This is a genomic window from Aeromonas sp. S16(2024), assembly GCF_041403065.1.
Classification (GTDB): Bacteria; Pseudomonadota; Gammaproteobacteria; order Enterobacterales; family Aeromonadaceae; genus Aeromonas.
In genome coordinates this window covers 97,404-110,421 of the sequence record NZ_JBGLQX010000010.1, presented here as the reverse complement: position 1 = coordinate 110,421, position 13,018 = coordinate 97,404, and the positions used below count along the sequence as shown (strand labels likewise).

12 protein-coding genes are annotated in these 13,018 nt (G+C 58.9%); 5 read left to right on the top strand and 7 right to left on the bottom strand.

Annotated features, from left to right (window positions below; translation table 11 throughout):
- The first annotated feature begins 269 nt into the window (after window positions 1-269).
- A complete protein-coding gene (locus ACB030_RS09825) occupies window positions 270-1,820 on the top strand; it encodes an EAL domain-containing protein (protein WP_371159404.1) in 1,551 nt (516 codons plus the stop codon).
- 92 nt (window positions 1,821-1,912) lie between these two features.
- Here ACB030_RS09825 and ACB030_RS09820 read toward each other — a convergent pair whose 3' ends face one another.
- Complete coding sequence (locus tag ACB030_RS09820; RefSeq protein ID WP_371159402.1) at window positions 1,913-3,094, bottom strand: PLP-dependent aminotransferase family protein; 1,182 nt, start codon at window positions 3,092-3,094, stop codon at window positions 1,913-1,915.
- Between the two features lie 195 nt (window positions 3,095-3,289).
- On the bottom strand, window positions 3,290-4,357 hold the full coding sequence (locus ACB030_RS09815; RefSeq protein WP_371159400.1) for a M28 family metallopeptidase: 1,068 nt from the start codon (window positions 4,355-4,357) through the stop codon (window positions 3,290-3,292).
- Between the two features lie 277 nt (window positions 4,358-4,634).
- Here ACB030_RS09815 and trmB point away from each other — a divergent pair, with 277 nt between their 5' ends.
- The 4 genes from trmB (at window position 4,635) to ACB030_RS09795 (ending at window position 8,063) form a co-directional block, all read left to right on the top strand.
- The gene (gene trmB / locus ACB030_RS09810) at window positions 4,635-5,348 is read left to right on the top strand and encodes a tRNA (guanosine(46)-N7)-methyltransferase TrmB (protein WP_371159398.1); all 714 of its coding nucleotides are present in this window, start codon (window positions 4,635-4,637) and stop codon (window positions 5,346-5,348) included.
- Between the two features lie 42 nt (window positions 5,349-5,390).
- The gene (locus ACB030_RS09805) at window positions 5,391-5,723 is read left to right on the top strand and encodes a YggL family protein (RefSeq protein WP_005348158.1); all 333 of its coding nucleotides are present in this window, start codon (window positions 5,391-5,393) and stop codon (window positions 5,721-5,723) included.
- A 97-nt stretch (window positions 5,724-5,820) separates the two neighbouring features.
- Window positions 5,821-6,741 (top strand): glutaminase B, encoded by a 921-nt coding sequence (glsB, locus tag ACB030_RS09800; RefSeq protein ID WP_205642366.1) that lies wholly within the window; start codon window positions 5,821-5,823, stop codon window positions 6,739-6,741.
- 38 nt (window positions 6,742-6,779) lie between these two features.
- Entirely contained in the window at window positions 6,780-8,063 is a 1,284-nt protein-coding gene (locus tag ACB030_RS09795) for a rhodanese-like domain-containing protein (RefSeq protein ID WP_371159448.1), read from the top strand.
- Window positions 8,064-8,151: 88 nt separating this feature from the next.
- Here ACB030_RS09795 and ACB030_RS09790 read toward each other — a convergent pair whose 3' ends face one another.
- From ACB030_RS09790 to ACB030_RS09770, 5 genes are all read right to left on the bottom strand, one after another.
- Window positions 8,152-10,239, bottom strand: a complete 2,088-nt coding sequence (locus ACB030_RS09790) for a YjbH domain-containing protein (RefSeq protein WP_371159396.1) — start codon at window positions 10,237-10,239, stop codon at window positions 8,152-8,154.
- Window positions 10,239-10,988 carry a capsule biosynthesis GfcC family protein gene (locus ACB030_RS09785; RefSeq protein ID WP_371159394.1) on the bottom strand — a complete coding sequence of 250 codons (750 nt, stop codon included), beginning with the start codon at window positions 10,986-10,988 and terminating at the stop codon, window positions 10,239-10,241. Before ACB030_RS09785 ends, ACB030_RS09790 begins: the two co-directional genes overlap by 1 nt.
- Window positions 10,985-11,596 carry a YjbF family lipoprotein gene (locus ACB030_RS09780; protein WP_371159392.1) on the bottom strand — a complete coding sequence of 204 codons (612 nt, stop codon included), beginning with the start codon at window positions 11,594-11,596 and terminating at the stop codon, window positions 10,985-10,987. Before ACB030_RS09780 ends, ACB030_RS09785 begins: the two co-directional genes overlap by 4 nt.
- 100 nt (window positions 11,597-11,696) lie before the next feature.
- Window positions 11,697-11,963 (bottom strand): hypothetical protein, encoded by a 267-nt coding sequence (locus tag ACB030_RS09775; protein ID WP_371159390.1) that lies wholly within the window; start codon window positions 11,961-11,963, stop codon window positions 11,697-11,699.
- Window positions 11,964-12,049: 86 nt separating this feature from the next.
- Complete coding sequence (locus tag ACB030_RS09770; protein WP_371159388.1) at window positions 12,050-13,009, bottom strand: Wzz/FepE/Etk N-terminal domain-containing protein; 960 nt, start codon at window positions 13,007-13,009, stop codon at window positions 12,050-12,052.
- Between the last annotated feature and the right edge of the window lie 9 nt (window positions 13,010-13,018).

The window sequence follows — 13,018 nt, the reverse complement described above, 5'->3', positions numbered from 1 at the left end:
TGGCTGTTGGCTCTACTCTAGAGGCTGGGCACTGGATGGACAAGCTCCTGTTTTTATGAGCATTATAAATTCACTGTGGCGCACGCTTCGTGCGCCTTGTGCCAGGGGGGCCTGGCGCCGGCGCAAGGCCGCGGGCCTGGATGGGGAGTGGGACTTGCCGGCCAGAGCGGGCGCCATCCGGATTTCACCCGAGCGCATCATCATTACTTGCCAAGCGGGCGGCAGCGGGTAAACTCGCCTGCTTTTTCGCCGTGACCATGAGGACGGTTATGCCATTTCGTCGTTTAAGGGTGCGTCAATTCTATGTCCGGCTGGTCTGTGCCCTGCTGGCGGGTCTGCTGCCCATGGTGCTGGGGCTTGCCGTCATCACCTGGCAGACCGCTGCCGGAGTGCGGCAGGATGCGGTGGAGCGGCTGCAACATGCCAAGCTGATGTTTGACCGCACCCTGGACAACGCCCAGCTGGCGGCATCGGCCCTTGCAGGCAGTCTGAACAAGCCCTGCCTCGAGGTGGTTCAGGGGCTGCGGGATCAGGTGGCGACAGTGCCGGATGTGCGCAGCGTCAACCTGGCCGAGGGCACGACCATCTACTGCACCTCCCTCTATGGCCCGGTCAGTGGGGAGATCCAGCTGGGTGACTACGTGGGTGGCAAGCTGGATCTCATGAAGGGCAATCCCGTCACCCCGAATCGCCCCCTCATCGTCTACCGGGAGGAGATGGGCAGGTTCAGCGTGCTGGTGGGGGTCGATGGCTACTACCTGCTCAACATTCTGGACATGCTGAGCCGCAACTCCCCCCTCGGGCTGGTGGTGGGTCAGAAGATGCTGCTGCGGGACAGTCAGCTCACCGACCGGCTCATTCCCCCGGACAGCCAGGGCTATCTGGAAGAGAGCTCGAGCAAGTATCCGTTCAAGGTGGTGACCAGGGTATCGGTCGATGAGTACAGCGCCCACATCTGGGACTACTCCAAGGTCGGCATCATAGTCTATCCCCTGCTGAGCGTGCTGTTCGGGGTGGGGATCTTCTGGCTGATGGGGCGCTCGACCTCACCGACCCAGGAGCTGAAGCGGGCGCTGGATCAGCAGGAGTTCATCCCCTATCTGCAACCCGTGGTGACGGGGGAGGATGCGCACTGGTGCGGCTGCGAGGTGCTGATGCGCTGGCAGCATCCCCGTCAGGGCATGATCTCGCCGGATCGCTTCATTCCGCTCGCGGAAGACTGTGGCCTCATCGTCCCCATGACCCGGTTGCTGATGGCGCAGGTGCGCGAGCAGTTTGCCGACAAGGTGCACAGTCTGCCGCGAGGGTTCCACTTCGGCTTCAACATCACCGCCAGCCACTGCAAGGATCTGAGCCTGCTGGACGATTGCCGGGACTTCATCAACGCCTTCAAGGCGAACCCCATCAAGCTGGTGCTGGAGTTGACCGAGCGGGAGCTCATAGTAGCGGACGAGACGACGGACCGGCTCTTTGCCGAGCTGCACCAGCTCGGCGTCTTCATCGCCATCGACGACTTCGGCACCGGCCACTCCAGCCTGACCTATCTGCAGCAGTTCCAGGTGGACTTCCTCAAGATCGATCAGAGTTTCGTCGGCATGATTGGCTCGGATGCGCTCTCCAGCCACATAGTCGAGAACGTCATCGATCTGGCGACCCGGCTCGGCCTGCTGCTGGTGGCGGAAGGGGTGGAGAACCAGGTACAGGCCGATTACCTGAAGGAGCGCCGGGTGAACTTCCTGCAGGGCTACCTCTATGGCAGACCCATGCCGATGACGGCCTTTGCCAGTCTGCTGTCCACCCAGAAGCCCCCGTCAGCCTGAGGGACGCAGGGCTGCTCCGCCCATGTGGGATAACGAATAGGCATAAAAAAACCAGCGACCGAGGTCGCTGGTTTTTTTCATTCCCAGAGGGCTCAGAGCATGCGCGACAGGGCGCGGCAGAGGCGCTTGATGCCCTCTTCCGTGGTGGCCTCATCCACACAGGAGAAGCTCAGGCGCAGGGTGTTCTGGATCTCGGGGCGCACATAGAAGGGGGCGCCGGGCACGAAGGCGACCTTCTCCTTGATCGCCTCGTCGAACAGGGCCATGGCGCTGACGCTGGGCGGCAGGGTCAGCCAGAGGAACATGCCCCCTTCGGGGCGGGTGTAGCTGACGCCGGGCGGGCAGTGACGGCTCAGGGCGGCCTCCATGGCGGCGCGCTGGCGGCCATAGACTTCCTTGATCTTCTCCAGATGAGCGTCGAGGGAGTGATCGGTCAGGAAGCGGTGCAGCACCTGCTGGCTGAAGGCATTGCTGTGCAGATCCGTGGCCTGCTTGGCGATGGTGACCTTCTTGCGCAGCCAGTCCGGCACCAGCATCCAGCCCAGACGGAAGGCGGGCACCACAGTCTTGGAGAAGGAGCCGAGCAGTACGGTATTGTTCGGCGCCAGCTTGGCGATGGGGGGCAGATGCTCCCCCTCGAAGCGCAGCTCGCCATAGGGGTCGTCTTCCACCATCAGCAGCTCGTGGCGCATCAGCCGCTCGGCCAGTGCCTCGCGGTTGGCACGGCTGTAGGAGACCCCGCTCGGGTTCTGGAAGTTCGGCACGCCGTACAGCAGCCTGGCGCTGGAACCCTGCTCCAGCAGCGCATCCAGCGCGGCCAGATCCAGTCCCTCTTCCCCGAGCGTGATGGGCCTGAAGTTCGGTTGATAGACGGAGAACGCCTGGATGGCGCCCAGATAACCCGGCTCTTCGATGATGAGATCCTGCCCTTCGTTCACCAGCACCTTGCCCAGCAGATCCAGCGCCTGCTGGGAGCCGCTGGTGATGAGGATGTTGTCCGGGTTGACCTCCATGCCGTGGCGGCTCAGGTAGCGATCGGCGATGTACTGGCGCAGCGGGGCAAACCCTTCGGTGGTGGCGTATTGCAGCGCCGCGGCGCCCTGCTCGCGCAGCACGTCCTGGCAGGCTTGCTCTATGGCCTTGACCGGGAACAGGTGGGGATTGGGCAGGCCGCCGGCGAAGGAGATGATCTCCGGATTGGCGGCGACTTTCAGGATTTCACGGATAAAGGAAGGCTCGACCTTCTCGAAGCGCTGGGCAAAAAACGGCTGCATAGGGTTCTCTCTGACTAGGTGGCGGTCGCTCCATTCAACCGCCAGGTTATCCGTTTGTATCAGATTTCAGAAATGAGGCAATGGCTGTCACAAAAATCCATAAAAAAGGGCAGGTTTGGCACCTGCCCGAATTTTATCGTCTCTACCCTGGCCGGGGGCGCAAAAACCCCTGCCAGGCGTTCATCGGCCCAGTGCTCAGATCCCCGGCTCCTTGAGGAAGCGGATCATCAGATCCGTGTTGGCACCCAGCTGCTGCTGGACCCGGCCCGGGAACAGCTCGGCCATCTTGTCGAGGCGGTCGTGCTCCGTGTGCCAGATCTTGCCCCACTGGGTCTCGCTGTCCCGATCGCAGGCGCTCTTGCTGGCCTCGTCGTAGCAGTCCCACAGCGCCGGGTTGGTGCTCTGGGAGTAGCCGTCATAGCCATCCGCTCCGTCGATGGTGAAGTTGGTGGCCTCCACGTAGGCGATGGGTACTCCCAGGCAGGCGAAGGGAGCATGATCCGACCAGCTGCCGGTCTCCCCTTCCGGGTAACCGTCGTAGCTGGGGTGGATGGCGAACGGGGTGGCGCTCTGCTTGGAGATGGCCAGCAGGCGGTCGCGCACCTTGGGATCGAAGCTGTAGCGGCTCGGCTCGGCGCAGTTGTACTCGGCCACGTCCGAGTGGGCGGAGTGGACGTAGACGATGTCGCCCCCGGCTATGGTGTCGTAGTTCACCATGGCCAGCAGCTTGGCGATGGCGTCGGCATCCAGGCTGGCGGCATAGGCCTTGGAGCCGTTGAGGCCGTTCTCCTCCGCCCCGAAGAAGGCGAAGCGCACCGTGTAGGGCAGGGTTTGATCCTTGAGCGCCTCGGCGACCGCCAGCAGGGCCGCGACACCGGCACCGTTGTCGGTGGCGCCTTCGGATCCCTTTTTCTCACCGGTGCTGTCATAGTGGGCACCGATGAGGATCACCTTGTCGCTCTGGCCCTTGAGCTCGGCGACCAGGTTCTGGGAGCTTCTGTCGGTGCCGCCCCGGGTGTAGCTGAAGGGCTGGTTCTGTACCTCGTAGCCCCAGCCGGTCAGGTGGTCCTGGATCCAGGCGGCGGCGCGGGTCTCGGCCTCGGTGCCCGTGGGTCTGGCGCCTATCCCCTCGGCACTCGAGCTCAACTGCACCAGGTATTCATAGGCCTGGGTGGCGGGGGCGGGGGGCTGGGAGTCATTGTCCGAGGGGTTGCACCCGGCCAGCAGGGCCGAGATGGCGAGGGTCAAAAGGGCTCTTTTCATACTGCAATCCTTTGTTGTGTATGGTTTTATTTTTCCGTGTCAGGATGCACCTGACGCCCGGCAGATTCTGTGAAGGGGGTGGCATTTGTCAACCGCAGTGGCGGAATTGATCAGTCAGGGGGGATTTGTTGTGCGAAACACTTGCGCCTTGAGCCTATCTTGGGATAATTCGCTCCCCTGTTTTTGCCGATTGATGAAATAACGAACCAACCAGGTCGGCCTAAACCCGGATTGACCCCGGTTCTGTTACCCGGATTGATGAAATAACGAGACAATTATGCCTGTGACCCAAGATGTATTTAACGAAGACGGCAAGTTCATGCGCAAGATCCGCAGCTTCGTCCGTCGCGAAGGCCGCCTGACCAAAGGGCAGGAGAAGGCTCTGGAAGATCTCTGGCCGGTCATGGGCATCGATTTCGCACCACAACCCCTGGACATGGTGGCGCTGTTTGGCCGCGAAGCCCCTGTGGTGCTGGAAATCGGCTTCGGCATGGGCGCCTCCCTGGTGGAGATGGCCAGGAATGCCCCCGAAAAGAACTTCATCGGCATAGAGGTGCACTCCCCTGGCGTCGGGGCCTGCCTCGGCACCGCCCAGGAGGCGGGTGTCACCAACCTGCGCGTGATCTGTCACGATGCGGTGGAAGTGCTGGAGCACATGATCCCGAACGGTTCACTCTCCTGCCTGCAGCTCTTCTTCCCGGATCCCTGGCACAAGAGCCGCCACCACAAGCGCCGCATAGTGCAGCCGGCCTTTGCCCAGGACATCCGCCAGAAGCTCGCCATCGGTGGCGTCTTCCACATGGCCACCGACTGGGAAAACTACGCCGAGCACATGCTGGAAGTGATGAGCGCCGCCGAGGGTTACGAGAACACCTCCGCCACCGGCAACTGGGTGCCCCGTCCCGACTGGCGCCCGCTGACCAAATTCGAGCAACGTGGCCATCGTCTGGGCCACGGGGTCTGGGATCTGATTTTCAAGCGTGTCAGCTGAGCTGGCACGTCAACTCCGTATCCACTAACTTGAGGAGCTATCATGGCCAATCGTAGCCGCCGTCTGCGTAAGAAACTGCGCGTCGATGAATTCCAGGAAATGGGTTTCGACATCAGTTTCAACTTCCCGGTCGGCACTGCCGAAGAGACCATCGATGCGGTAGTCGATGCGATGATCGATGAGGTTGTTGAACCCCGCAAGCTGGCCTTCGCCGGTTCAGGCCACCTGGCCTGGGAAGGGATGATCTGCACCCAGCAACTGGGCAAGTGCACCGAAGAGGACCGCGCCGCCGTCAAATCCTGGCTGGAAGGCAAGGGGATGGAGGCCGTGGTGGTCACCGAGCTGTTCGATCTCTGGTACGGTGAGCCGGCCTGATATCCGACTGCCTCTCGGGCAGATAGAAAATCCCGCCGCCGGCGGGATTTTTGTCGGTGAGCCTCGCCTCACCTCGTTTCACGTCATGGAACCGTCGATGGTGTTGTCATCCGAATTACTGGCCAGCATCCTGGAAGAGGTGCGCCCGCTGCTTGGGCAGGGCAAGGTGGCCGATTACATTCCCGCGCTGGCGCAGGTGCCGGCGGACAGACTCGGGATCGCTGTCTGCACCGTGGAGGGGGAGCTGTTCACCGCCGGTGACGCCTTCGAGCCCTTTTCCATCCAGAGCATCTCCAAGGCCCTGAGCCTGACCCTGGCACTCACCCTCTATCAGGAGGAGGAGATCTGGACCCGGGTGGGCAAGGAGCCGTCTGGCCAGCCGTTCAACTCGCTGATCCAGCTTGAATTCGAGCACGGCATTCCCCGCAACCCCTTCATCAATGCCGGTGCCCTGGTGGTGAGCGATCTGCTGGAGACCCGGCTCACGGCCCCGCGCCAACGCACTCTGGAACTGGTGCGTCGCCTGTGCGGCAATCCGGCCATCATGGCGGACCAGGTGGTGGCCCGCTCCGAGTATCAGCACGCCGCCCGCAACGCCGCCATCGCCTACCTGATGAAGGCCTATGGCAACTTCGAGAACGAAGTGGACAAGGTGTTGCAGAGCTACTTCAATGCCTGTGCCATCCGCATGAGCTGCGTCGATCTGGCCCGGGCCTTCATCTATCTGGCCAACCGCGGCGTGCCGCTCGGTGAGACGACGCCCCTGCTGCCTGCCCGCACCACCAAGCAGGTCAACGCCCTGCTCGCCACCTGCGGCCTCTACGACGAGGCAGGCGACTTCGCCTACCGGGTCGGCATGCCGGGCAAGTCCGGCGTGGGGGGCGGCATCATGGCGCTGATCCCCGGCGAGCTGACGGTTTGCGTCTGGTCCCCCGAGCTCAACAAGGCGGGCAACTCCCTGGCGGGCACGGCGGCGCTGGAGCTGCTGGCCGAGCGCCTCGGCCGCTCCATTTTTTAACTTTGTTCACTATGCATCGAGACAACATCATGAAACGAATGACTGGACTGTGGCGAAGCGGCCTGGCCGCCTTGCTGCTCTGGTGTGCCTGGCCCGCCCTGGCCGCCGAACTGCCTCCTCTCTCCCTGGCCGATGCCAAGGCGAAGCAGGCCGTGATCCTGGATACCCGCCCCAGCTACTTCTACCAGGGCTGGCCCATGGAGGGCGAGCAGCAGGGCGGCCACGTGGCCGGCGCCGAGCACCTCTCCGCCGAGTGGAAATACAGTGACGACGAGTGGCCCAAGGCGCTGGCGAGCAAGGGGCTGAAGGCCGAGCTGCCGGTGGCCCTCTACGGCGCCCCGCGGGAAGTGGCCGAGGTGGCCCGTCTGCTGCGCCAGCAGGGCATCAAGCAGCTGTTCGAGCTGCAGGACTGGCAGAGTGCGCCGCGCGAGCACCTGGCCCGCTGGCAGCAACTGGTCTATCCGCGCTGGCTCGCCGATCTGCAGGAAGGCAAGCCGGTGGCGGCCGCCCCCAAGGGGGACTGGAAGGTCTTCGAAGTCGACTGGGGAGCCCCCAAGGCCTATCTGCTGAGCCACATCCCAGGTGCCGGTTATATCGATACCAACCGCCTGGAAGAGGAGCCGCTGTGGAACAAGGTCTCTGACGAAGCCCTCAAGCAGTTGCTGCTGGAGAACGGCATCCGCCACGACACCACCGTCATCCTCTATGGCCGCAACACCATGGCGGCGGCCCGTGCCGCTCACCTGATGATGTATGCCGGGGTGGAAGACGTGCGCCTGCTGGATGGCGGCCTGGATGCCTGGTTCGTGCAGCACCTGCGCACCGAGACCGGCCTTGCCAACAAGTTTGAGCCGGTGAAGGAGTTTGGCGTGGCCATTCCGGCCCATCCCGAGTATTACACCAGCTTGGACCAAGCCAAGGCGCTGCTCAAGCAGCCCGATAGCGCCCTGGTCAGCGTGCGTACCTGGGACGAGTTTGTCGGCAACACCTCAGGCTACAGCTACATCAAGCCCAAGGGTGACATCCCGGGGGCCAAGTGGGGTCACGGCGGCGTGGATGCCAACAGCATGAGCGACTTCCACAACCCGGACGGCACCATGAAACCGGCCCGCGAGATCCTCGCCATGTGGGACCTGTGGGACATAGCACCCACCCAGCAGGCCGCCTTCTACTGCGGCACCGGCTGGCGCGCTTCCGAGGCCTTCTTCTACGCCTGGCTGATGGACTGGAAGCGGATCAGCGTCTACGACGGCGGCTGGTACGAGTGGAGCATGGATCCCAAGAACCCCACAGTCACCGGTGAGCGCAAGCCACAGGGCTGATGACGCCAATGCGTTGCCCAGGGCCAGAAACAAAAAAGCACCTTCATGGAAGGTGCTTTTTTTATCTGCGACAGATTGTCATTTCATGTCAGAAGGAGGCGACACTGCTCTGGCTGTAGAGCCCGTACTTTCTGGCCAGCATCTGGCCGCCGTCCCGGGTCAGGGGGACCCAGCTGATGGTGCCGCTGTCTATGGTGGACTTGAACATCATCAGATCGAACGGGATTGTGATGTAGAGCCCCTTGGTAAAGCTCCCTTCGCCGTACTCCTCTGCCGACACATCGGTGAAGGTTGCAAAGAAACCGGCGCTTATTCCCGAATCAAATTTCTTGGCGAAGTTGAGGGTGGCACCATAATCCCCTGCCAGGTAACGACCCACCGAGATCTGTGCCGTCACCTTGTCGAGAAACGCCGGCTGCCAGTAGGTGGTGACATGGCCAGTTGCCACCTGATAGTCAGCCAGTTGGAGGGTGTTTTCCCAGTCCCGCTGTTTTACCAGGTTGATATCTGCCCCTATGGCCCAGGATTGGTTGAAGGGGCGATACAAGGTTTCACCACCGACCCCCGCATACATCATCTCCAGATAGCCGCCATATGCCTGGGCGTACCAGTCATCATCATATTTATCCATATGGGTGAGCTGAAGGTTATTCAGGAGCACATCCGAGGAGGTGACATATTCCCGGATCCAGGTTCTGACCCGGGGCAGGGCCTCACCATCGGGCGGAGGGGCCGTGTAATTGAACTTGTCATAGTTGTTGAACAGATTGAAGAAGAGCGTGCTGCTCAGCCAGTTGTGCTCTGTCATGTACCAGTCGGTATTGGCATTCAACCCAACCTGGTACATGTAAAAGCTCTCTGAGCCTCCTATGGACTGGCTCAGTTTGGGCACAATCTTGAAGCTCCATGAGCTGGGTTCTGCCTCATGGCGCCTTGTCCCCTGAACCTGGGTCGGCGACTGACGGCTGACCTCGATTTCCTGTTTCTGGCCGAGGGGAAGATCGCTGTTGGCACGGCGCACGGAGTCCAGATCGACGCGGGTTTCCTGCAGCGGCATTCCTTGCTTTTGCTCGATGATCCGCAACTGCGTCACCGACGCAGGGACGTCGTTGACGGCGAGCATGGTGGCCCTGTGCTCGCCCTGAGCCTGCTCCCGGAATCGGGTCTGCTCACCCAGCAGGGTAAGGGTGTCGTCATCACCGTAGAGGGAGACCTCTTGCCAGCCTGCATTGGCGGCAAGCTGGGAGGACAAATCCTGCCAGTCCACCTTATCCAGAGAGGCAGTTTCGCTGGTCTGATAGGCCGGAACTGGGGGATCCATGAGCTTGGGCAGCGACAAGGAGGGATCGTTGAAATTGGTATGCAATGTCATACCCCACATCAGCGTATTGCCGCGCTGATAACTGAGGTGCATGTCGAGAGCGTCATAGGGCTGGTAAACTATACCCACATTGATGGGGGTGCTTTGTGTTATGACACCCGCCGACTCGTGACTGTAGTCATTGCCATCGTATTCAAGCTTCAACCTCAATGGTTGCCAAGGCGTCTGGTACTCTATCCCGCCAAAGAGTGCGGCAGGTCCATGGAACAGACTGCCAAATTCAAATTTTCCACCACTGCCCGAGAACCCGTCGTCGCGTTGGCACCAGCCATCGCGAAGTTCACAGAAGGGGTTCTTGATGTTGCCACTCTGCCCCATATTTCCCCATGCCATGCCCAGGGTGAAATCCAGGTTCTGGTAGCGCTTGCTGGCAACGATGTACTCGCTGTCAAAGAGTCCGGTCCCCATGACATCGCGAAACCCGACAGAGACTTGAGGGCGCCAGGTGGATTCATTCCAGAGTCTGGCTTTGACATCCATGCCCTTGTCTTTATAGGTTTGATCGCCACTGAAGCTTTCATCATTGCTATACAGGCGGGTGCGAATGTCGGTGTATCTCAGGGTGGCTTCCAGCCAGTCGAATGGCTGCATGGAAATCGACCAGCGTCGATATTCCTGGTTATCCATGTAGTTAAACGAGAACTCACCTTCTGGGGCCATGCGCGCTGTTGGCATCTGGAGCAGACCTACGCCACCAAAGTCACTCTGGGTGGGAAAGGTAGGGGAGAAACTATCCGTATTGGCGCAAGCGATAGGAGAGACAAGAATAGAGAGAGTGGCGATTCTGGTTAGCATTACTCGGGTATCCGATTAGCAATCATTTCGGCAATACGGAGATTGATGTTTTTAAATTTGGCCGGCAGCAATTCTGGATCGAATCCGGCAAACAGTGTTGCACCAGGCATGGGCTCTATATGGTATTCATTCCAGACGGCCACGGGGGATAACTGGATGCTGCCATCTGGCTGGATGAGATATACCTCGCCAGGGTTGGCACCGGCCAACAAGCTATGGCCCTGCCAATATTCAGCTAAACCTTTTCCATGTTCATGAGGCAATGACTTGCGGCTATTGATTAGCCCCATCAAATATAAACGGGATGGCCGAGGGGAAACATAGAGTGAGTAATTTCCGGTCAAACGAGGGTTGCTGCCAGGTTCAATTCTGCTGAGATCGGGATCCAGCTTTATGTCAATCCGGCCTGTGACACCAAGCTGATCCAGCTCTCGCAACAGTTGCTGGGTTGTTTGGACCAGGCCACCTTGATGCTCTCTCATCCATATCACCTGGAGTGATTTCACATCGCCGAGCAGACGTTCCTTGGCTTGCTGGGCCGCACGCTCTTCTGTGGGGGATGAGATGATGGCGGCAGGCCAATAGATATGGCCAGGTAGCTTGGTATTATTCAGTAGCTGTTCAAGACGCTGGCTATCCGAAAGGGAGATGGTGGTGCCATTGACATTACCGAAGACGACTTTCGTGACGCTGTCAGCGTGAATCAAGGGCACATAGCATATCAATAACGAGAGTATTATTTTTTTCATGATGCGTAAGGCTTGGTAAAGACCATCTCTATGGTGCTGTTGTCAGGGCCAAGCTTTTGAATGGTTTTTCTGACTAGGCCAGACTTTCTGTCCAACCAGTAATAATTCTTCCATGTTTGACCATCTTTTTTTGATTGCACTGTTTCCTCATAGAGGGAGGCCACAATGATGGTACCGTTGATATCCAGGTCTTCATCCGCAAGCTGTCGGAATACACTGTGCATACTTCTCCCGCTGCGGCGATCCTTTGCCCATTCGGCGTTAAAACTGAACCGCGCTCCTGTGGCGATGGAGGATTGTGAGAGTGGATCATTCATAGTGCCTGAAAAGTAATCAAGATCATTTTCCAACTTTAGCGTTCTGGTGATGCGGCCATACTCGGTCACAATCATGCCTCTGTCACTGCTGATCCAGGACAGCCGATTATTGTCTGCGAATGCAAGAACGACGAATATTCTGGGCCTGTTATCGACTGTTAAAAATGCACTGGCGTAAGGTAGCTTATTGATTGCTTCTGGGGTGATGATTATCTTTTCATTTCCGGAAAGAAGAAATTTAAGTTGCTGATAGCTATCAAAGTTGTTGTCTGCACAGCCAAACAACAACATTGATAGCACTATGAAAATGCGCTTAGTTAGCATGCAAGCATCACTGAATAGATAGGCATGAAAATAAAGACTGCCATCAGGCAGTCTTTATATCGTAATATCAACGAGCTGTGCTAGTCACAGTCGAAGTGGAGCTGTTGTCATCGTCGTTGCTGGCAACGGAGACGGCAACACCGATGGCAGCAGCAGCAGCTACGCCAGCAGCAATGGCACCTGCGGTGATGCCACCGACAGCAGCGCTAGCAGCACCGGCACCGGCAGCAGCGCCACCGGTACTAGCGCCAGCGCCTGCAGCTACTGTTTCAGCAGCCATGGTCTGGCCGGACAGGGCCAGCAGTGCAGTCATAATCAAAACACTCTTCTTCATATATTTCCCTTATAAAATCAGAATAGTCGACGTTCGTTCTACTCTATTATGATGGCAAGCCATCGTTTTTGATCAGTTTGCATCCATTATCTTTTATCATTACGGAATGCAAACCGAACCAAAACTATCATCACTCCCAACATGCCGCCCAATAGTGCACCCAATACAACAATCAGTGCCCGTTTTGGTTTTATTTTCTCTTCGGCTATGACAGCAGGATCAAGTACCTTAAATACGTATTCCTGATTGACTTCGGCGAGCATCAAGGTCTTGGTCTGCTCTTCGATCAGTTGATAAAAGACCTTCTGCATATCGGCGACGGAGGTCTTGGATAACTGCTCGGTCAGATATGAAATATTGCGCTTTGCCTCCTCCTGATCCCGTTGTTTCATGGTGTGGTTGAGGTCATCGATCAACCAGTCCACCCACTGTTTGGCCAACAGCGGTGAATAAAAGTCGACGCTGACTGTCAACAACCCGGTCTTGGGATCGCTATTGAGGGAGACAAGCCCCCTGAAAGCCTTGATCAGTTCCCAGTCAGTGGGCTCGGGTGACTTGCCAGCAGGTACTTCGCGCACCCACTTCTGGGTCAGGGCATCGTAGATCTGAGGGTCGATGATCAACTCGCCGGTGGTTTTATCCATGCCAGTGGCGGCGATCAGAGGGACAGCCAGCTGGTGGTGGCGGATGAAATCCCCGAGAAACAGCCTTGATTTTCCCACTTCGATGGCTATCGAGGCCTTATCTCCACCTTTGTTGCCAAGATCGACACCGGCCAGACTTGCCAGTCCGCCGAAGCGGGAGGCCAGCGCGGAGAGCCCACCACCTTGCTGCTCAAGGGAGGGGGTCAGCAAGGCCTCGGCACGATAGATATTGGGGCTCCAGAGTGCGAAAGCGACGGCGAGGCCGGTGGCAATGATGGTGGTGGAAAAGATCCACCACTTGCCATGCCACAATGCAATCACTAGTTCCCGCAGGTCTATTTCATCACTCACCGGAGACATATCTCTCGGTAAGGAAATGACATTCGCTTTTTGTGCTTCCATTATGATGTC

Bases quoted from the DNA above. Each gene is read 5' to 3' on its own strand.
- ACB030_RS09820 (WP_371159402.1), bottom strand. From the start codon at position 3,094: ATGCAGCCGTTTTTTGCCCAGCGCTTCGAGAAGGTCGAGCCTTCCTTT.
- trmB (WP_371159398.1), top strand. From the start codon at position 4,635: ATGCCTGTGACCCAAGATGTATTTAACGAAGACGGCAAGTTCATGCGC.
- ACB030_RS09795 (WP_371159448.1), top strand. From the start codon at position 6,780: ATGACTGGACTGTGGCGAAGCGGCCTGGCCGCCTTGCTGCTCTGGTGT.
- ACB030_RS09770 (WP_371159388.1), bottom strand. From the start codon at position 13,009: ATGGAAGCACAAAAAGCGAATGTCATTTCCTTACCGAGAGATATGTCT.
- ACB030_RS09785 (WP_371159394.1), bottom strand. From the start codon at position 10,988: ATGAAAAAAATAATACTCTCGTTATTGATATGCTATGTGCCCTTGATT.
- ACB030_RS09815 (WP_371159400.1), bottom strand. From the start codon at position 4,357: ATGAAAAGAGCCCTTTTGACCCTCGCCATCTCGGCCCTGCTGGCCGGG.
- ACB030_RS09825 (WP_371159404.1), top strand. From the start codon at position 270: ATGCCATTTCGTCGTTTAAGGGTGCGTCAATTCTATGTCCGGCTGGTC.
- glsB (WP_205642366.1), top strand. From the start codon at position 5,821: ATGGTGTTGTCATCCGAATTACTGGCCAGCATCCTGGAAGAGGTGCGC.
- ACB030_RS09805 (WP_005348158.1), top strand. From the start codon at position 5,391: ATGGCCAATCGTAGCCGCCGTCTGCGTAAGAAACTGCGCGTCGATGAA.
- ACB030_RS09790 (WP_371159396.1), bottom strand. From the start codon at position 10,239: ATGCTAACCAGAATCGCCACTCTCTCTATTCTTGTCTCTCCTATCGCT.
- ACB030_RS09775 (WP_371159390.1), bottom strand. From the start codon at position 11,963: ATGAAGAAGAGTGTTTTGATTATGACTGCACTGCTGGCCCTGTCCGGC.
- ACB030_RS09780 (WP_371159392.1), bottom strand. From the start codon at position 11,596: ATGTTGTTGTTTGGCTGTGCAGACAACAACTTTGATAGCTATCAGCAA.